Genomic DNA, 18550 nt, shown 5'->3' with positions numbered 1-18550 from the left:
GCAAGCGGTTCGGCGCAAAACGGCTTTACGCCGTAGAAGGATTTCCTTTACGGTGTAGAACTCCACGGTCGGTCCCGCACCGCCCCGACCGTACGAACGACCACCGAGCCACGAGCCCACGCCCCCGCACCCATGAACCAGGAGCCGGCATGACGGCCACCGCCGCCGAGCACGAGAGCGCCACCACCCGGCACCCCCAGCGCTGGGTGATCCTCGGCGTGATCTGCCTCGCCGAGCTGACTGTGCTGCTCGACAACACCGTCCTCAACGTCGCGATCCCCTCGCTCACCACAGACCTGCACGCGTCCACCGCCGACATCCAGTGGATGATCAACGCGTACTCGCTGGTGCAGTCCGGTCTGCTGCTCACGGCGGGCAGTTCGGCGGACCGCTACGGCCGGAAGAAGATGCTGATCGCGGGCCTCGCGCTCTTCGGGGCCGGGTCGCTCGTCGCCGGGCTCGCCCAGTCCACCGGACAGCTGATCGCCGCCCGTGCGGGCATGGGCATCGGCGGCGCCCTGCTGATGACCACCACCCTCGCCGTCGTCGTCCAGATCTTCGACAACACCGAGCGCGTCAAGGCCATCGGTCTCTGGTCCACGGTCAACTCGCTCGGCTTCGCCGTCGGACCGCTCATCGGCGGCGTGCTGCTCGACCACTTCTGGTGGGGCGCGATCTTCCTGGTCAACATCCCCGTGGCCGTCGTCGCGCTCGGCGCCGTCGTCGCCCTCGTACCGGAGTCCAAGAACCCGTCGGGTGACCGCCCCGACCTGCTCGGCGCACTGCTCTCCACCGTCGGCATGACCGCGGTCGTGTACGCGATCATCTCGGGCCCCGCGCACGGCTGGACCTCCACCCATGTCACCGTCTCCGCCGTCACCGGCGTCGTCTTCCTGGCCGTCTTCGTCGCCTGGGAACTGCACATCCCCTTCCCCATGCTGGATATGCACTTCTTCCGCAACCAGCGCTTCGTCGGCGCGGTCGCCGGCGCGATCCTGGTCGCCTTCGGGATGGGCGGCTCACTCTTCCTGCTCACCCAGCACCTGCAGTTCGTGCTGGGCTACGGGCCCCTGGCCGCGGGCCTGCGGACCGCACCGCTGGCGCTCACCATCGTGGCCCTGAACCTCACGGGGGTCTCCGCCAAGCTGCTGCCCCGGATCGGGACGCCGGGCACCATCGCCGCCGGGATGACCGCGCTCGCCGCCGGTCTCGCGGCCATCGCCCTGCTCGGCGGGCACAGTTACCCCGGCATGCTGCTGGGGCTGGTCGTCATGGGCGCCGGAATCGCGTTCGCCATGCCCGCGATGGCCAACGCGATCATGAGCGCGATCCCGCCGGAGAAGGCCGGGGTCGGTGCGGGGGTCAACGGCACCCTCGCCGAGTTCGGCAACGGCCTCGGTGTCGCCGTGCTCGGTGCCGTCCTCAACTCCCGCTTCGGGTCCCTCCTGCCCGCGGCGCTGGGCGCCGCCTCGCTGCCCGCCGCTCTCGCCGCCGCCGACGGTCCGGGCGAGCGTGGCCGGGTCGCGGACGCTTTCGCCTCGGGGGTGCAGACCAGCCAACTGGTGGGCGCAGCGGCGGTACTGGTCGGCGGGCTCCTCGCTGCCGTACTCCTCCGGCGGGCCGAGCGGGGAGATGCAGGGGTGACAGCGGCCTAACATCGATATCGGTACCGGTGGATCCACATGTTCCGGAGGAGGCGCGCCATGGTGACCGCAGCCGACCGTGCGAAGGGTCCCGCGCGGACCAGTGTCTGGCTGGGCGAGAGGGTGACGCGCACCCGCAGAACGGACCAGCCTGCCGGGCTCGACCTGGGCAAGATCACAGCGGCGACGGTGCGGTTGCTGGACTCCGAGGGCCTGGCGAAGTTCTCGATGCGCCGTCTCGCCGCCGAGCTCGGTGTCACCGCCATGTCGGTCTACTGGTACGTGGACACCAAGGACGACCTCCTCGAACTGGCCCTGGACGCGGTGATGGGCGAGCTGGAACTGCCCGGGACCGGGGCGGATGCGGATGCGGATACGCACAGTGGACCCGACGGCCGGTCCGAAGACGGCCGGTCCGACGACGGCCGGCCCGCGGGGGACGGCGCGGACTGGCGCACCCGGCTGCGCGGCCTCGCCGCCGGGTACCGGAGTCTCCTGGTGCGCCACCCCTGGGTGTCCCCGCTCGTCGGCGTGTTCCTCAACATCGGCCCGAACGCGGTGGAGTTCGCCGCGGCCTCCCATGACGTGATGCGCAGCGCCGACCTCCCGCTGCGCGGCCAGACCGGCGGACTCGCGGCGGTCTTCCAGTTCGTCTACGGGTTCGGCACCGTCGAGGGCCACTTCAGGGACCGCTGCGCACGGGCCGGGATGACCCAGGACGAGTACCACCGGCACGCCATGGGACACATCAGCGAACAGCCTTCACTGCGGCGGACGTTCGAGCAGGCACAGGACGTGATGGCGGCCCGGGGTGGTGACACGGTCGAGGAGATGCGGGAGCGTGACTTCGATTTCGCACTGGATCTGCTCATCGCGGGCATCGAGGCCAAGCGCGGCGAGGGCACGGCCGGGGAGCCCGGCGGCGGGTGACGCGCGCGGCGGCCGTCGCGCGGCGGCTCGCTGCTGCCCGGGCGGGCGGCAGCGCTGCGGCCCGCACCGCGGGTGCCCCGGGGCCCGTGGCGGCCCCGGGTACCGGAGCCACCCGTCTCAGCCGTCCTCGGCCAGCCGCGCCGGGAAGCCGCCGGTCGCGATCGGGCTCCACCGCTCCGGGGTGATCCGGATGATCGACTTGCCCTGCTTGACCATGGCAGCGCGGTACTCGTCCCAGTCGGGGTGCTCACCGGAGATGGTGCGGAAGTACTCGACCAGGGGCTCCACCGATTCCGGGGAGTCGATGACCTCGCCCGCACCGTCGATCTGGACCCACGGACCGTTCCACTCGTCCGACAGCACGATGACGCTCACCCGCGCGTCGCGGCGGACGTTGCGGGTCTTGGCCCGCTCGGGGTAGGTCGACAGGACGATCCGCCCCGCGTCGTCCACTCCGCAGGTCAGCGGGGAGCCCTGGGGGCGGCCGTCGGAGCGGGTGGTGAGCAGGATCGCGCGGTGCCTGGGGCGTACGAAGTCCAGCAGCCCGGGCAGTTCCACGGGGGTGTTGGTCGCGATGTTGGGTGCCATGGCTGCACGATACGTCGCACCGCGACCGGCGGGGGCGGCCGACGCGAGCACGCCGGAGCGGCTCCCGGAGGCCCGGCACACCCGGCTGCGCACAGCAGAACGCCCGGTCCTCGCAGCGCGGAACGCGGCGCTGCGAGGACCGGGCGCGGTGGTCCGCGGGGGACCGTGCGGCAGGTCAGGCGGTCGGCAGGGAGTCGCCCTGGACGGCCTGGATGTCCAGAGAGACCTTGAGCGTGGTGCCGATGGCGGAGATGCCCGCCTGGACGACCTGGTTGTAGTTCATCGCGAAGTCCTCGCGGCGCAGTTCGGCCGTCGCGTGGAAGGCCGCGCGCACGCCGCCCCACGGGTCCGGCCCCGTACCCAGGTAGCTCAGGTCCAGGTCGACCTCGCGGGCGACACCGTGCAGCGCCAGTTCGCCGTGCACCGTCCAGCGGTCCGGTCCAGCGGGGGTGATCCCGGTGCTGCTGTAGGTGATCTGGGGGTAGCTCTCGACGTCCAGGAAGTCCGCGGACTTCAGGTGGCCGTCGCGCATACCGTTGCCCGTGTCGATCGAGGCCGCAGCGATGACCGCCTCGACCCGCGACTTCTCGACGTCCTCGGCGATCTCGATGCGTCCGACGAACTCGGTGAACCGGCCGTGCACGCTGGAGATGCCCAGGTGCTGGGCGACCGCGCCCACCGACGAGTGCGCCGGATCCAGTGTCCAGGTGCCGGGCGGCGGGAGTTCCACGCCGCCCTGCCTGGCCAGTACGACCGTGCCGACGTCGGCACGACCGCTCGCCGTGACGAACGCCGTGGACGCGGCGGGCGCGTAGCCGACGGCCGTCACGATCACGGTGTGCGGGCCGGGTGCCAGGGCCGCGTCGGCGCTGACCGTGCCGTCCTCGCTCACCTGCGCCCGCAGTACCTGGGCACCGGTCATGTCGGTCACGGTCACCACGGCGTGCTGGACCGCCCAGCCGTCGCGCGTCCGTACCTGTGCGCGAAGTCCCATTCCCGTTCTCTCTCCTTCAAAAAAGTGGGCCCCGGGCGGTGGTGGCGGGCCGTCCCCTGCCCGCCACCACCGCGTCCGGGGCTTGAAGGGGCCCGGCCGGACCGGGCCCCGACGTGCCCCGCATCCGCTGGGGCAGCCTGGTGACTACTCGCCCGGGTGGGCCAGTTCGATGTCGTGTCCGTCGATGCCGCTTCCCACGACGCTCAACGAGCCCGCTACAGGCGGGTAACCCGTCGCGATGACCGTGTAGTCGCCCGAGTTGAGGTCGGCGAAACCGTAGGCCCCGTCGGGTCCGGTGGTGGCGGTGGCCACCACGTTGCCCGCGGCGTCCACGAGGGTCACCCGGGCGTCGGGCAGCGGGCGCCGGTCGGCACCGCCGCGTACGACACCCTGGACCAGCGAACCGGACTCCAGCGCGACCTCGATACGGGTCACACCGTGACCGCTGACGTCCACCGGGAGGGCCATCGGCCGGAAACCGGTCGCGTTCACCGCGACGGTCACCGATCCGGGGATCATCTCGCCGAAGGTGAACTCGCCCTGTACACCGGTCTTGCCGGTGGCCAGCACGTCGCCACGCACATCGGTGACGACGACCATCGCGCCCTCGACGGCCTTGCCGCCGTCGGCGGACTTCACGAATCCGGACAGACCGCTCGTACCGGAGAGGAGGATGTCGTACGACAGGGCCTCTTCCCCGACGGAGACCGTGGAGGCCTGCGGCTGGAAGCTGTCGGCGGACGCGATCAGGACGTACGAGCCGGAGCCCGGCGCGTCCACCGCGTAACTGCCGTCGGCCTGTGCCACCGCGCGGCCCAGCTGGCGTCCGGCCAGCGAGATCAGCGTGACGGCGGCCTGGCCGACCGGGGCGCCCTCGGCGCCCCTCACGACACCGTGGATCGTGATACCTGGGGTGGGGGCGGACTGCATCGGCATCGTCTCCTCAGTGGTGGGGCCACTGTCGAATGTAACTGTGGGGTTCGGAACGGTGTGGGCCGGGACTCCGCCGGCGGGCACAGCCGCCACTGGTACGGCCTCGACGGGCGCTTCCTGCTCCGGTGCGCCGACGGCGCGGGTCCGCAGCGGGACCTCCTTGATGAAGAGTGTCACCAGGAAGGCCAGCAGCGCACAGGCCGCCGCGTAGAGGAAGACGTCGGCGACGCCGTGGCCGTACGCACTCTCCATGATGGAGCGCAGCGGCTGCGGCAGGGCGGCGATGTCGGGGACCGAACCGTCGCCCATGCCCTTGCCGGCCAGGGCCGCACCCTTCGGACCGAGGTCGTGGAGACCGTCGGTGACGAAGTGGGTGACCCGGTTGGCGAGCACCGCGCCCAGTGCCGAGACGCCGACCGCGCCACCGAGGGAGCGGAAGAACGAGACGGTGGAGGACGCCGAGCCGAGGTCCTTCTGCGAGACCTGGTTCTGCGTGCAGAGCACCAGGTTCTGCATCATCATGCCGATGCCGAGACCCATCAGGGCCATGAAGATCGCCACGTGCCAGTACGTGGTGTCGTACCGGATGGTGGAGAGCAGGCCGAGCCCGGCAGTCACCAGCACACCGCCGCTGACCAGCCAGATCTTCCACTTGCCCGTCCGGGTGATGAACTGCCCCGAGAGCGTCGACGAGATGAACAGACCACCGATCATCGGGATCGTCATCACACCGGACATCGTCGGCGACTTGCCGCGCGCCAGCTGGAAGTACTGGCTGAAGAAGACGGTGCCGGAGAACATCGCGACGCCGACGAAGAGCGAACCGATCGAGGCGAGCGTGATCGTCGGGTTGCGGAAGAGACGCAGCGGGATGATCGGCTCGGCGGCCTTGGACTCGACGAGCATGAAGAGCAGGCCCAGGACGACCGAACCGCCCACCATGGCGCCCGTCTGCCAGGACATCCAGTCGTACTTGTCACCGGCGAAGGTGATCCAGACCATCAGCAGGGAGACGGCGGCGGCGATGAAGAACGCGCCGCCCCAGTCGACCTTGACCTCCCGCTTGATGACGGGGAGCTTCAGGGTCTTCTGCAGGACGATCAGCGCGATGATCGCGAAGGGCACGCCGACGTAGAAGCACCAGCGCCAGCCGAGCCAGCTGGTGTCCGTGATGACACCGCCGAGGAGCGGGCCCGCGACGGTCGCGACCGCGAAGGTGGCGCCGAGGTAACCGCTGTACCTGCCCCGCTCGCGCGGGGAGATCATCGCGGCCATGACGATCTGCGCGAGGGCGGAGAGCCCGCCGACGCCGATGCCCTGGACGACACGGAAGATGATCAGCGTCGACGAGTTCTGGGAGAGACCGGCGGCGGCCGAGCCCAGAACGTAGATGATCAGCGCTATCTGGACGAGCAGCTTCTTGCTGAACAGGTCGGAGAGCTTGCCCCAGAGGGGCGTGGTCGCCGTCATGGCCAGCAGGGACGCGGTGACGACCCAGGTGTACGAGGACTGGCTGCCGTGCAGATCCGAGACGATCTTCGGCAGCGCGTTGGTGACGATCGTCGACGACAGGATCGCGACGAACATCCCGAGCAACAGGCCCGAGAGGGCCTCCATGATCTGCCGGTGGGTCATCGGCGCACTGCCGTCGGGGGCGGGTGACCCCCCGTGCTTGGCGTGGCCGCCCCGCACACCGGCCGGTGTGGTCGTAGCCATGGAATTCCTTAGTCTCTACTTACGCGGGTGATACGCGGGTTTCTGCGGATGTACGGGTGTGCTCGTGCTGCCCGGTCCAGGCCCGGCAGTCGCCGAAGCTGGCGCGCAGGCGGTCCAGGAGCACGTTGAGCTGCCCGACCTCGTCGTCGGACCAGTCGCTGAGGGTGCGAGCGAGGGCTTCGATGTGGCGCTCGGCGAGCATGCCGAGCATGTCGTTGCCTGCGGGGGTGAGCCGCAGGATGCGGGAGCGCCGGTCGGCGGGGTCCGGGGACCGCTCGATCCAGCCGCGCTCCGCTACGTGTGCGACATGGCGGCTGGTGACCGACATGTCAACGGCGAGCAATTCGGCGAGCCTGCTCATCCGCATCTCGCCGTGCTGGCCCAGCAGGGAGAGCACGGCTGCCGACCCGGGCGGGCATTCCGGCGGGAGGATGCGGGAGAGGCCACGCTTGACGGCGCCGATGGCATTCAGCTGCCTGGCCAGTTCTTCGTACTGACTCTGCGCTGCCACGGCACCTCCCTGTGGGCTGTCTGTGGACGCTCTATGTTGTTGCTTCAGGCAACATTAAAGCCGTTGGTTGCTGCAGGCAAATTAAATGGAGCCACAGAGGGCAAAGGAAAGTCAAAATATTCGCAAGTGTGCGGTCAATGAGGTGACGGAAGGGTGTTCGAAAGGTGTCGCCCTCAGCCCGGGGGTTGGGCGGAACCGCAGGGTTCGCTAGGGTCCTGCCTCATGGCACACAACCCCCAAGCGCCCCAAGGCCCCGAGGGCAACTACGACCCGGCGGGCAGCACCCAGATGTTCCGCGCCTTTGTCGACGACGGTGCACCGCAGGGCGCCACGCGGCCCGCGGCGGCTCCGCAGCAGCAGTCGGGCCCGAGGATCGGCGTGATCGCCGGGGTCATCGCGGTGATCGTGGTGCTCGCCGCCGTCGCGTTCCTGGCGCTGGGCTGACCGCGCCGGCCGCTGTTCCTTCCTCGCAGGCCCCGGCGGGTCCGGAATCCGGCCCGGCCGGGGTCACTTCCAGCTGACGGAGACCTTCCGGGTCTCTATGTGCATCCCCAGTGGCACCCGCCAGTCGTCCACGCAGACGGTGTACGTCTTCGTCCTGGCCCTGCCGGCGGCGATCGGCCCCGGCAGGGGCTGGGACGACGTACGGGTCGCCCAGTCCACTCCGAGCCCGCCGATGATGTGGGTCGAGAAAGTGGCCGTGCCCGAAGTGACCGGTGAACCGCCGGTGTTGCTGAAGCGCACGGTCACTTTCTCGCACCAGCGCTTGTCCGTCGCGGCGCGGTCGGGAGGGCCCGCCTTCAGCAGTGCGGGCCGCGCCGGTGCCGTGGGCGATGTGGTGCCGGGCGGCCCCGAAGGCCCGTTCCCGGAACCGGACTCGGGCGGCTCGGATGTGCCCCCGCCGCTTCCGCTGCTGCCACGGCCGGGCGGGATGGGGGTCCTCGTGCCCGGGGAGGACGGCCCGCCGGAACTCCCGCCTGAATGGCCGGAACTCCCGGTGGAACCAGGAGCCTTCGCCGCGGTGGTGTCCCCCGGGTCCATGGAGTGCGGTGCGGAACCGGACGTGGGAGGGCCCTGCGCGCCCTCTCCGGCTGTGGGGCCGCCAGGCCCTGGCGTTTCCCCATGGCCGTGCCCTGCGGCCGTTCCTGGCCCGTCCAGGGGTGTCAGGGTGACGTTCCCCGAGGGCGGCACCGGTGTCGTGGGCAGCTGCCCGGCGCCCGCGGCGCCGACGGCGGCGTAGCCCTGCTGTGAGCTGTCACCCGCGCAGGCGGCCACCAGGCCACCCAGGCAGAGGGCCGTTGCGGTGGCGGCGATGGCCGCGTGCTGGCGTCGCATCGCGCCAGTGTGTCTGACGGGTCGTCAATTAGTAACCCGGCGGACGCGGAGAACCTGGCCGGACGCGGAGAACCCGGCCGGATGACCGCCGGCCCCGGAGGAGCCGGCCGGAGCGGAGGGCCGTACCGGCGGGGTGAACCCGCCGGCGCGAAGAGGCGGAGGAGTCCGGGGACGGCCGAACCCCTCCGTACGGATCCGGGCGTCTACTCGCCGATCAGCCCTTCCCGCAGCTGTGCCAGTGTCCGTGTCAGCAGCCGGGACACATGCATCTGGGAGATGCCGACCTCCTCGCCGATCTGCGACTGCGTCATGTTGGCGAAGAACCGCAGCATGATGATCTGCCGTTCCCGCGGGGGCAGTTTGGCCAGCAGCGGCTTGAGCGACTCCCGGTACTCGACTCCCTCCAGGGCCGTGTCGTCGTAGCCGAGGCGGTCCGCCAGCGAGCCCTCGCCCCCGTCGTCCTCGGGGGAGGGCGAGTCGAGCGAGGACGCGGTGTAGGCGTTGCCCACCGCGAGTCCGTCGACCACATCCTCCTCCGAAACGCCCAGCGCCAGGGCGAGTTCGGGGACGGTCGGGGAGCGGTCGAGCTTCTGCGCCAGTTCGTCGCTGGCCTTGGTCAGCGCGAGCCGCAGCTCCTGCAGGCGGCGCGGTACCCGCACCGACCAGGAGGTGTCGCGGAAGAAGCGCTTGATCTCGCCGACGATGGTCGGCATCGCGAACGTCGGGAATTCGACGCCGCGTTCGCAGTCGAACCGGTCGATCGCCTTGATCAGACCGATCGTTCCGACCTGGACGATGTCCTCCATGGGCTCGTTGCGGCTGCGGAACCTGGCCGCTGCGTAACGCACCAGCGGCAGGTTGAGCTCGATCAACGTGTCCCGTACGTACGTGCGCTCCGGGCTGTCCGGTTCCTGGGAGGCCAGTACGGCGAGCCGCAGGAAAAGGGAGCGGGACAGAGTGCGGGTGTCGATGGCGCCAGAGCTCGGCAATGCGGAGCTGAGTGTCTCCGGTGCGTCTTTCGTGAGCACCTTCGAGCTGCCCTGTTCTGCGGACATGCCACCCCCTTGAGGTCGCGGACGGTCGCGGCGGGCGCTCCCGTCGGAGGAACGCAGCCTCCACCTGAATACCGGAGGGTGGGCTGCGGCAAACGCGGTTCCAGCAGAATGTCACATGTCGGCAACACGCTGTAGCGCCAAGTCGACAAATCTGCGCTGGAAAGAGGGGGTGTGGGGCATTTCTGCTTCAGATGCGGATCACTCGAACCGGTCAGGCTTCGATCCGATTTGCGGATCGAAGCCGGGCGAAGCTCCTGGCCAGCAATCTGGAGACATGCATCTGGGAGACGCCCAGCTCCTGACTGATCTGTGACTGCGTCAGATTGCTGTAGTAGCGCAGCATCAGGATCCGCTGCTCCCGCTCGGGCAGCTGGACGAGGAGGTGCCGGACCAGGTCGCGGTGCTCGACCCCGGCCAGCGCCGGGTCCTCGTATCCGAGCCGGTCGAGCAGTCCGGGCAGCCCGTCGCCCTCCTGGGCGGCCTCCAGTGACTGCGCGTGGTAGGACCGGCCCGCCTCGATGCAGGACAGGACGTCCTCCTCGCTGATGCGCAGCCGCTCGGCGATCTCGGCCGTCGTGGGTGAGCGGCCGTGCATCGTCGTGAGGTCCTCGGTGGCGCCGGTGACCTGCACCCAGAGCTCGTGCAGCCGCCGGGGTACGTGGACGGTCCGTACGTTGTCCCGGAAGTAACGTTTGATCTCGCCGACGACGGTGGGCATCGCGAAGGTCGGGAACTGCACCCCGCGCTCCGGGTCGAACCGGTCGATGGCGTTGATCAGACCGATGGTGCCGACCTGGACGACGTCCTCCATCGGCTCGTTGCGGCTGCGGAACCTGGCCGCCGCGTAGCGCACCAGCGGGAGGTTCGCCTCGATCAGCGCCGAACGGACCCTGGTGTGCTCGGCGCTGCCTGGTTCGACCCCCTTGAGCTGGCCGAACAGCACCTGGGTCAGGGCCCGGGTGTCCGCACCCCGGGACTTGGCGGGCGGAGTCTCCTCGACCGGCGCCTGGCTGCCGGAGGCCTGGCTGCCCGGGGCCCGCCCGGCTGACTCCTGGTCGCCGCGGTCCTCGCTGCCGCGGTCCTGGCCGTTCTGGGCCTCCGAGGTCTGCGTCGCGCTGTTCTGGGGCAGGGCGGTCTGGGGTGGTACTTCAGGCGCAGTACTGGCCGGCACGGTCACGCCACCCCTTTGTGGTCGACTTTTTGGTCAACTCATCGGTCAAAAGCGGTCATAGCATCACAAGACATGTGCACTGTGTGCAAGCACCGCATAACACCGTGTTGACGGTAAAAAGGCGGTTAAACGTGACTGAACGACGGAAAACCCCCCACCGAGACGGTGGAGGGCGGTACACCCGAAGGGCCCAGCCGGGGGTTCGGGTGTGGCTCGGGGAATGACTCAGAAGGGGTAGTCGGCGATCACCCAGGTGGCGAATTCGCTCCACTGCCCGACGGCTGCCTGATGGGCCGGGTGTTCGATGTACCGCTTCAGTGCGTCGGTGTCCCGGACGGCCGAGTTGATGGCGAAGTCGTAGGCGATGGGCCGGTCGCTGATGTTCCAGGCGCACTCCCAGAACTCCGTCTCCGGGATCAGCCCGCCAAGCTCTGCGAACGCCTCCGCGCCTGCCACGACCCGGGGCTCGTCACGTGTGACGCCCTCGTTGAGCTTGAAGAGGACCAGGTGGCGGATCAAGGCGACTCCCTACGGACGGACGGACGTACGGGCTCAGCTCACCAGTTCGGTCATGAACTGGCCGACGCTCTTGGCGGCGTTGGAGATGCCTTCGAACCCTACCTGGACGAGGTCCGCGGACCTGGCCGGCGAAGTGATGATCGTGTACAGCACAAAGACGACTGCTATATAGAGAATGATCTTCTTCACTGGCACCGTTCGGTCCTGCTTCCCCTGGGGTCCCTGAGCAGACGCGAGAGTCTAACCGGACGGTGCGCCGGGGGATCAAGGGCTGATGGGCGGAGCGGCGTCGGCCCCTGGGCCGCCGGGGCCCCAGGGCGCCCTGCCGGGCGCCGACCGCCGGGGGATACGGGCCCGGTGTGCGCGCAGGGTCGCGGATCACGGCCGGGGCCGCTCACCGCACACATGCCGGAACCGCCCGTGGCATCCGGCTCCCGCACCGCCGCACGCGGTCCCGTTCGGCCGGAGGAGAGCACGGAGGGTCCTCGTCGTCGGGCAGGGGAGCCCGCTGCGGGCGGCGCCGGTTATTTTCCCGCGCCGACCGGGTCGACCGAGATGACGGGAGCTGACTGCGAGGCGGGGATGTTGATGCTCTGGGCGATGGCGTGGGAGTGGGTCTCGTTGGGAGGTGTGACGACCAGGCTGGTGAACGTGACGCCGGAACCACCGGTGTGGTTCGGCGGGTAGTGCAGCGTGAAGCGGGTCTCCTGGCCGGGCGCCACGCTGACGTCGTGCGCGGCGACCTTGCTGCGGGCGGCGCTGACGGTGCCGTCGCGCCCCTTGAGGTCCACACCCGGGAAGCCGTGCAGCGTGCAGGTACCGGATCCGGTGTTCTTGAGGTTGACGATCAGTTCGCCCTCCGCCATGGCGCCCGAGGTGGTGAAGGCGAGGTTCGCGGTCCGGCAGGCGCCCGCGGTGGAGTTGCCCGAGGCCGAGCCGGAACGGCTGGCGATGGTGGAACCCGTACCTGTCCCGGTACCGGTGGCGGAGCCGGCCTGGCTCCGGATCTCCGTACCGGTGGAGTTCGAACTCACGGAAGCGCTCGTGCTGTCGCCGGCCTTGGCGTCGCCCTGGCCGCAGGCCGTGAGCGAGAGGCCGGCGGCCACCGCGACGAGAGTGAGGACCGAGATCTTCTGCATACGCATTGCTTCTCCACAGGTTCGGCGGTTGTCCCTGCCGTGCAGGTCGTTCCGTCTACTCCGATACGGGCACCGGCCGTCGAGTTCACGGAGCGGGCCCACCAGGACACTCCTGTGACACGGGAGTGGGGCGGCCGTGACATACGGCGGAGATTCGACGGGGAATGACCGGCAATGTCCATCCGGACGGGGCTCTCCGTCCGAGGGCGGGACCGGGCGGCTGCGCGTGAGCCGGCCACCGGGGGAGGGCGCGAGCCGCAGCTCGGGGAGGAAGGGAGGGCGGTGCGGGGCCGGTGCGCATACGGCACCGCACGCAAAACACCCCCCTGACTGCGTTTCCGCAGATCAGGAGGGTGTGAGAGCGGTAGCGGAGGGATTTGAACCCTCGGTGAGTTTCCCCACACTCGCTTTCGAGGCGAGCTCCTTCGGCCGCTCGGACACGCTACCGAGAGAGAGCTTAGCCCAAGGTCGGCCGTGGTCAGAAATCGGCTTCCGGGAAGGGCGCAGGACGGGGCCTAGCGGTCCCGGAAGAAGGACGTCAACTGCTCGGCGCAGGCGTCCGCGAGCACCCCGGCGACGACTTCGGGGCGGTGGTTGAGCCTGCGGTCCCGTACGACGTCCCAGAGCGAACCCGCTGCGCCCGCCTTCTCGTCGAGAGCACCGAAGACGACCCGGCTCACCCGCGACTGGACGATCGCACCCGCGCACATCGTGCACGGCTCCAGGGTGACGACGAGCGTGCAGCCGGACAGCCGCCACTCGCCGAGCGAGGCCGCGGCCCGGCGGACCGCCAGGATCTCGGCGTGTGCCGTCGGGTCGCCCGTCGCCTCGCGTTCGTTGTGGCCCGCCGCGATGGGCGCGCCGTCCGGGGCCAGCACGACGGCGCCGACCGGCACATCGCCGGCCGTCGCCGCGTGCGCGGCCTCGGCCAGGGCCAGCCGCATCGGCCCGGCCCAGGGATCACGTAGGGGATCGTTCATCTGCTCGTCTGTTCGATGGTGTGCCCGATGGCGGTGTGGCGGGAGCGGTGTCTCCGGCCGCCGGACACCTGGGGTAGGTCAGCGGACGGTTTCCAGGACCTCGGCGGCGCCCAGTGCGTCGGCGATGTCTGCCAGTGCGTCGGTGCCGAGTGTCAGGAGCTCCTTCTCCGTCACGCCGAGGTCGGCGAGGATCGTGATGTCCCCCAGCGGTCCCGGTGGTACGGCTTCGCTCTCGTCGGCCGGGTCGTCCCCGTCCTCCTCCTGCTCACCGTCCTCCGTACCGTCGAGATCGACAAGTTCTTCCAGGGCGTCCGGGTCCTGCGGGTCCCGGCCCATCAGCTCGTCGGTGAGCAGGATCTCTCCGTACGAGGAACGGCTTGCGGCTGCGGCGTCCGAGACGTAGATCCGTGGATCGTCCTCGCCGTCGACCCGGACGACGCCGAACCAGGCGCCCTCCTGCTCGATGAAGACGAGGACGGTGTCCTCGTCGCCGGAGGCTTCCCGGGCGAGATCGGTCAGATCACTGAGGGTTTCCACATCGTCGAGCTCCGTGTCGCTCGCTTCCCACCCGTCTTCGGTGCGCGCGAGCAGTGCGGCGAAGTACACCGTGACTCTCCCACTGGTCTTAGGGGTGTCTCTTCCAAAGGGCGCGGTGTGCGCCGCCCCGTGGGAATCGTGGCAGAAACATGGCGTTCGCGAGAGGTCTTCGGGCTCAGGTCTCCGTGTGTTGCCTCCACGAGCCGGTAAAACCTTGGCAGCCGCTACCAGCGGAACGTGCGCATACGCATGGCCTGTCGCAGCCTGGCGACCTTGGCGCGCCTGGGCTGCACCCGGTCGCGCAACTCCTTGGCCTCGTTCAGCTCACGGAGAAACTGTGCGCGGCGGCGCCGCCGTTCGGCGGCGGCTTCCGGGGGGGCCCCGCCCGCGCCGCCGGGCTCGTGACCGCCGCCCGGGTCGTGCGCGGGCGCGTTGTCCGGCTCGTGCGCGCGCCTGTTGTGCGCCCGGTTCTCGGGCACGAGAGGGCGCCGGCTCTCGGGCTCGTCGCCGGGCGTGCTGCGGGCCGCGTTCGCGGGTTCGGGCTCGGGCATGGATCACACCACCTCCGTACCGACCCGCCTTCCCGCCGGCCGCCGGGTTGATGCCAGTACGGGCCGGTCCGGGGCCCGGTTACCGTTGTCGTATGCGTATCCACGTCGTCGACCACCCGCTGGTGGCGCACAAACTCACCACGCTGCGCGACAAGCGCACCGACTCCGCCACCTTCCGGCGCCTCGCCGACGAGCTCGTCACGCTGCTCGCGTACGAAGCCACCCGCGATGTGCGCACCGAGCAGGTCGACATCGAGACTCCGGTGACGGCGACCACCGGCGTGAAGCTGTCGTACCCGCGCCCCCTGGTCGTGCCGATCCTGCGCGCGGGCCTCGGCATGCTCGAAGGCATGGTGCGGCTGCTGCCGACCGCCGAGGTCGGCTTCCTGGGCATGGTCCGCAACGAGGAGACGCTTAAGGCGTCCACCTACGCGTCGCGGATGCCCGATGACCTCTCGGGGCGTCAGGTGTACGTCCTCGACCCGATGCTGGCCACCGGCGGCACGCTGGTCGCCGCGATCCGCGAGCTGATCGCGCGCGGCGCCGACGACGTGACGGCCGTGGTGCTCCTCGCCGCGCCCGAGGGCGTCGAGGTCATGGAGAGCGAGCTGGCGGGCACGCCGGTCACGGTGGTCACCGCCGCGGTCGACGAGCGGCTCAACGACCAGGGTTACATCGTGCCGGGCCTCGGCGACGCGGGTGACCGGATGTACGGCTCGGCGGAGTAGCTCCGCGCGCCGGGAGCAGTCGACGCGCGCCGGGCGCGGGCGCCCCACCGGGCGCCGGCCCGGGGCGAGCCGGTCCGGTCCGGTCCTGGTGATGTGTGCTGTCCGGCGCCGGCAGGACCCGGCGGGACGCGTCGGGTCCCGGCCCTGCCCGTTCGGCGCCGCGGCGCCGATGCTGCGCCGTCAGCGCTGCCGGGGTGTCAGCACTTCCCGTTGGACGCCGGTGCGGGGTGGGCCAGCGCGGCCAGCGACTTGGCGGCGTCCTGCTTCGTGTCCAGCGCTTTGAAGCCGGTGCCGATGATCAGGTCGACATCGCCGGTCTTCCGGGTGTCGGTCTTCTGTGTCGCGCCCTTGACCTGCGTACCCAGCACGGAGTACGAGGCGCCCGGGGTCTTGGACGAGCCCAGCAGCAGCGCGGTGCCGGGAACCTTCTTGTCGAAGGCCGCGGGGGCGTTGCCGACCTTGCCGATCGTGAAGCCGCGCTTCTTGAGCTCGTCGGCGGTGGACTTCGCGAGCCCGTCGTGCGGGGTCGCGTTGTACACGTTGACCGTGATCTTCGCGGGCTTCGGCAGTGCCGCCGGGCGCGCGCCGGCGGAGGGCGAGGCGCGGACCTTGCAGTCGTGCTGCTGGCCGGCGGACGACGCCTTGTGGGAATCACCCGTGAAGAGCTGGATGAGCTGCAGGGATCCCCAGCCGACCAGGCCGAGGGCGACAACTGCGGCCGCGATCCCGAGGACGAGGCGGCCACGCCGTCGGGGGCGGTGCATCCGCGGGTACTTGTCGCCCGTGATGCGGTACTTTCCGCCCATGCCGGGGGGTGTGAGCATGCTCATGAGCGCAGCGTAGTGCGGCAGGGCGGTGATGCGAACTTAACGATCATCTGATGACCGCCGGATGAGCGAAAATGGGCCCATAAGGACCAGTCCGTGGCTGTGGCCAGGGTGGATTCCGTGGCTCCCGGCCCTCGATCGTGGGGCGGGCGTGCACGCCGGGGTTCTGCGCCGGTGGCAGGGCCCGTGAGCCGAAGGCGGCCGGTGGTGAGGGCAGGCCGGTGGTGACGGCAGGCCGGTGGCGGGGCGGCGGTGCCGGTCCGTGTGCCGTCAGCCCATGTCGAGAACGCGGGCGTGCAGGACCTGTCGCTGCTGGAGCGCGGCCCGCACGGCCCGGTGCAGCCCGTCCTCCAGGTAGAGGTCGCCCTGCCACTTCACGACGTGTGCGAAGAGGTCCCCGTAGAACGTGGAGTCCTCCGCGAGCAGCGTTTCGAGGTCCAGCTGGCCCTTGGTGGTCACGAGCTGGTCCAGCCGGACCGGGCGCGGCGCTACATCCGCCCACTGGCGGGTGGATTCCCTGCCGTGGTCGGGGTACGGGCGTCCGCTTCCGATGCGCTTGAAGATCACACGGAAAGCCTACCGGGGAAGCGCCTCCGGGCGCAGCCATGGCGAGGCGGCGACAGAGCACGGTAAAGGCCTTATTCAGTGACAAACCGGCAGGGGGGTAGGAGCGGAACCACCCCCTCCGTCGGCCCGGTGGCCACGTGCGGAAGGGGCACGCTCCCGCCGGTCGGCGAGGGTCCCGGCGTCATCCGTCAGGGGGTCCCGGATGTCACGGCCCTGGACAGCAGGGCCTTCGGTGCCGCGGCCTTCGGTGTCACCGTTTTCGACGTCAGGGGGCGCACGTCGGACGCGTACCTCCCGACGGCATCGGCGATGACGGCGATGTTGATGCCGAACGCCTTCATGTTGATGTTCTTCAGTGTGTCGCACGCCAGGTGGTAGCAGGCGTCGAGCGCGACCCCCGCCTTCCCGCCGTACTTCCTGGCCTGCGCGGCGGTCTTGATCTCCTCCGCGCCGGTGAAGGTGCCGCCCGACGGGATGCCCGCGGCGATGAAAGGTCCGTAGTCGGAACGTCCGTCGAAGACCGCGCTCTCGTGCGGCACATGACCGCGGTCCAGGAAGTCGGTGATCCCCTTCTCCAGACTCCCGGAACCTGCCGGGCCCGGACCGGCGCCCGCCGCATCCGAGTTGTCGCCGTCGTAGACGAGCTGGGCGTAGTTCGGTGACGCGATCATGTCGAAGTTCAGATAGAGCGCCAGCTGTTTCCGCTGCGCAGCCGTGAGGCTCCTGACGTACGCGTCGGAGCCCCGAAGTCCCAGCTCCTCCGCCGACCACCAGGCGAACCGCACCTTGTCGGCGGGGTGCCTGCGGGCCCGGGCGAGCTGCTGGGCGACCTCCATGAGTCCGGCCGAGCCCGAGCCGTCGTCGTTGATGCCTGGTCCCGCGGTGACCGAGTCGAGGTGGGCGCCGAACATCACGGTGTGGGCCGGATCCCCTCCCCTGGTCTCGGCGATGACATTGCGGGTCGTCCGCCGCTCCCGCAGCTGACGGATCTCCAGCGAGAGGACCGTGCCCCCGGCCGCCGCAGTGGCCAGTTCCGTGCCGTCGGCCTGCGAGATCCCGCCGGTGGGGATCTTCACGCCCGTGGGGGATTCGAGAGTGCCGGACAGGGCGCCGGCGGTGTTGTTGGCGATGAGCGCGGCCACCGCGCCCGCACCGGCCGCCATCCGCTGCTTCTGGGCGAACGTGCAGCCACCGCGGCGGATCAGCGCGATCCGCCCGCTGAACGCGCCTGCGGCGTAGTCGCCCGCCTCGCATCCGGTGGTGGCGTCCACCGGTACGGCGGCGAGTGCGGCCGTGATGCCGCCTGCCGGGGTGGACGCGGTGTACGACAGCGCCGAGACCGCCAGCCGGCGCCGGACGGGCGCGACGACGGCCAGCTTCTCGGCCCGGGTCTCGATGTACGTGATGGGGAAGGACTGGTACGAGACCCGGTAGCCGGCCTTCCGCAGGGTGTCGTGGACGTACCGCGCGGCAGCCTCGTGGCCGGATGTACCGGCGGCCCGGGTGGAGTGGTGGGCGTCGGCGAGCGACTGGAACGTCCGCAGGTGCCGGTAGGCGCCCCCGGCCGACGAGGCCCGTACGAGTTCCCGGGAGAGCCGCGCGGCCTGCTGCGCGGGATCGGGGTGTACGGGGTGCGGGGCCGCGGTCGCCGGGGCCGCTATCGGCGTCAGGACCAGAGAGACGGCGAGGGCTCCGGTAAGGGAGCGGACGACGGCGGCGCGGCCGGTACGGAGTACGGCGGCGCCGGGGCGGGGCGTACGTCTGCGCGGTGTGGTCACCCGGGATGCTTCCCGCGCCGTCGCTCACGACGAACGCCCGTGTGGCGT

Annotated in this window: 20 protein-coding genes and 1 tRNA gene; 4 read left to right on the top strand and 17 right to left on the bottom strand. The window is 70.3% G+C overall.

Translation table 11 applies throughout. From position 1 onward, the window contains the following. The first annotated feature begins 149 nt into the window (after positions 1–149). Positions 150–1655, top strand: a complete 1506-nt coding sequence (locus OG917_RS16790) for an MFS transporter (protein WP_328318402.1) — start codon at positions 150–152, stop codon at positions 1653–1655. 48 nt (positions 1656–1703) lie between these two features. Next, entirely contained in the window at positions 1704–2573 is an 870-nt protein-coding gene (locus OG917_RS16785; RefSeq protein WP_328318401.1) for a TetR/AcrR family transcriptional regulator, read from the top strand. 117 nt (positions 2574–2690) lie between these two features. Here OG917_RS16785 and OG917_RS16780 read toward each other — a convergent pair whose 3' ends face one another. From OG917_RS16780 to OG917_RS16765, 4 genes are all read right to left on the bottom strand, one after another. Continuing rightward, a complete protein-coding gene (locus OG917_RS16780; RefSeq protein ID WP_328318400.1) occupies positions 2691–3161 on the bottom strand; it encodes a PPOX class F420-dependent oxidoreductase in 471 nt (156 codons plus the stop codon). Between the two features lie 175 nt (positions 3162–3336). Further along, positions 3337–4155, bottom strand: coding sequence for a YceI family protein (locus OG917_RS16775; RefSeq protein ID WP_328318399.1), 819 nt, complete (start codon positions 4153–4155; stop codon positions 3337–3339). Between the two features lie 144 nt (positions 4156–4299). Continuing rightward, the gene (locus OG917_RS16770) at positions 4300–6804 is read right to left on the bottom strand and encodes an MFS transporter (RefSeq protein ID WP_328318398.1); all 2505 of its coding nucleotides are present in this window, start codon (positions 6802–6804) and stop codon (positions 4300–4302) included. Positions 6805–6823: 19 nt separating this feature from the next. Further along, the gene (locus tag OG917_RS16765) at positions 6824–7315 is read right to left on the bottom strand and encodes a MarR family winged helix-turn-helix transcriptional regulator (RefSeq protein WP_328318397.1); all 492 of its coding nucleotides are present in this window, start codon (positions 7313–7315) and stop codon (positions 6824–6826) included. A 222-nt stretch (positions 7316–7537) separates the two neighbouring features. Here OG917_RS16765 and OG917_RS16760 point away from each other — a divergent pair, with 222 nt between their 5' ends. Next, on the top strand, positions 7538–7759 hold the full coding sequence (locus tag OG917_RS16760) for a hypothetical protein (RefSeq protein WP_328318396.1): 222 nt from the start codon (positions 7538–7540) through the stop codon (positions 7757–7759). 63 nt (positions 7760–7822) lie between these two features. Here the strand turns inward: OG917_RS16760 and OG917_RS16755 are convergent, their stop codons facing one another. The 10 genes from OG917_RS16755 to OG917_RS16710 form a co-directional block, all read right to left on the bottom strand. Beyond that, the gene (locus tag OG917_RS16755; RefSeq protein WP_328318395.1) at positions 7823–8650 is read right to left on the bottom strand and encodes a hypothetical protein; all 828 of its coding nucleotides are present in this window, start codon (positions 8648–8650) and stop codon (positions 7823–7825) included. Between the two features lie 203 nt (positions 8651–8853). Then, positions 8854–9705 carry an RNA polymerase sigma factor SigF gene (locus OG917_RS16750; protein ID WP_328318394.1) on the bottom strand — a complete coding sequence of 284 codons (852 nt, stop codon included), beginning with the start codon at positions 9703–9705 and terminating at the stop codon, positions 8854–8856. 211 nt (positions 9706–9916) lie between these two features. Next, entirely contained in the window at positions 9917–10876 is a 960-nt protein-coding gene (locus OG917_RS16745) for an RNA polymerase sigma factor SigF (RefSeq protein ID WP_328318393.1), read from the bottom strand. Positions 10877–11101: 225 nt separating this feature from the next. Continuing rightward, positions 11102–11395 carry a Dabb family protein gene (locus tag OG917_RS16740; RefSeq protein WP_328318392.1) on the bottom strand — a complete coding sequence of 98 codons (294 nt, stop codon included), beginning with the start codon at positions 11393–11395 and terminating at the stop codon, positions 11102–11104. Positions 11396–11428: 33 nt separating this feature from the next. Continuing rightward, the gene (locus tag OG917_RS16735; RefSeq protein WP_164262696.1) at positions 11429–11584 is read right to left on the bottom strand and encodes a hypothetical protein; all 156 of its coding nucleotides are present in this window, start codon (positions 11582–11584) and stop codon (positions 11429–11431) included. A 335-nt stretch (positions 11585–11919) separates the two neighbouring features. Beyond that, a complete protein-coding gene (locus OG917_RS16730) occupies positions 11920–12540 on the bottom strand; it encodes a DUF4232 domain-containing protein (protein ID WP_328318390.1) in 621 nt (206 codons plus the stop codon). A 356-nt stretch (positions 12541–12896) separates the two neighbouring features. Further along, a tRNA-Ser gene (locus OG917_RS16725) sits at positions 12897–12981 on the bottom strand. Between the two features lie 68 nt (positions 12982–13049). Then, positions 13050–13514: a tRNA adenosine(34) deaminase TadA gene (tadA, locus tag OG917_RS16720; RefSeq protein ID WP_328318389.1), complete on the bottom strand. Its 465-nt coding sequence runs from the start codon at positions 13512–13514 to the stop codon at positions 13050–13052. Positions 13515–13592: 78 nt separating this feature from the next. After that, positions 13593–14120: a tRNA adenosine deaminase-associated protein gene (locus OG917_RS16715; protein WP_328318388.1), complete on the bottom strand. Its 528-nt coding sequence runs from the start codon at positions 14118–14120 to the stop codon at positions 13593–13595. Between the two features lie 155 nt (positions 14121–14275). After that, on the bottom strand, positions 14276–14530 hold the full coding sequence (locus OG917_RS16710; RefSeq protein WP_443059083.1) for a hypothetical protein: 255 nt from the start codon (positions 14528–14530) through the stop codon (positions 14276–14278). 164 nt (positions 14531–14694) lie between these two features. On the opposite strand from OG917_RS16710, the gene upp reads away from it, so the two are divergent. Further along, complete coding sequence (gene upp, locus OG917_RS16705; protein WP_328318386.1) at positions 14695–15330, top strand: uracil phosphoribosyltransferase; 636 nt, start codon at positions 14695–14697, stop codon at positions 15328–15330. Positions 15331–15527: 197 nt separating this feature from the next. Here upp and OG917_RS16700 read toward each other — a convergent pair whose 3' ends face one another. The 3 genes from OG917_RS16700 to OG917_RS16690 all read right to left on the bottom strand — a co-directional run bounded on the left by OG917_RS16700 (position 15528) and on the right by OG917_RS16690 (position 18502). Further along, positions 15528–16160 carry a LytR C-terminal domain-containing protein gene (locus OG917_RS16700; protein WP_328318385.1) on the bottom strand — a complete coding sequence of 211 codons (633 nt, stop codon included), beginning with the start codon at positions 16158–16160 and terminating at the stop codon, positions 15528–15530. Positions 16161–16427: 267 nt separating this feature from the next. After that, on the bottom strand, positions 16428–16724 hold the full coding sequence (locus OG917_RS16695; protein ID WP_164262735.1) for a type II toxin-antitoxin system VapB family antitoxin: 297 nt from the start codon (positions 16722–16724) through the stop codon (positions 16428–16430). Between the two features lie 188 nt (positions 16725–16912). Further along, positions 16913–18502, bottom strand: coding sequence for a M28 family peptidase (locus OG917_RS16690; RefSeq protein WP_443058974.1), 1590 nt, complete (start codon positions 18500–18502; stop codon positions 16913–16915). Positions 18503–18550 lie beyond the last annotated feature (48 nt).

It is taken from the genome of Streptomyces sp. NBC_00388 (genome assembly GCF_036061255.1).
Lineage (GTDB): Bacteria > Actinomycetota > Actinomycetes > Streptomycetales > Streptomycetaceae > Streptomyces.
Note: the sequence above shows the minus strand (reverse complement) of the source record. Positions and strands in the feature narration are given on the sequence as shown.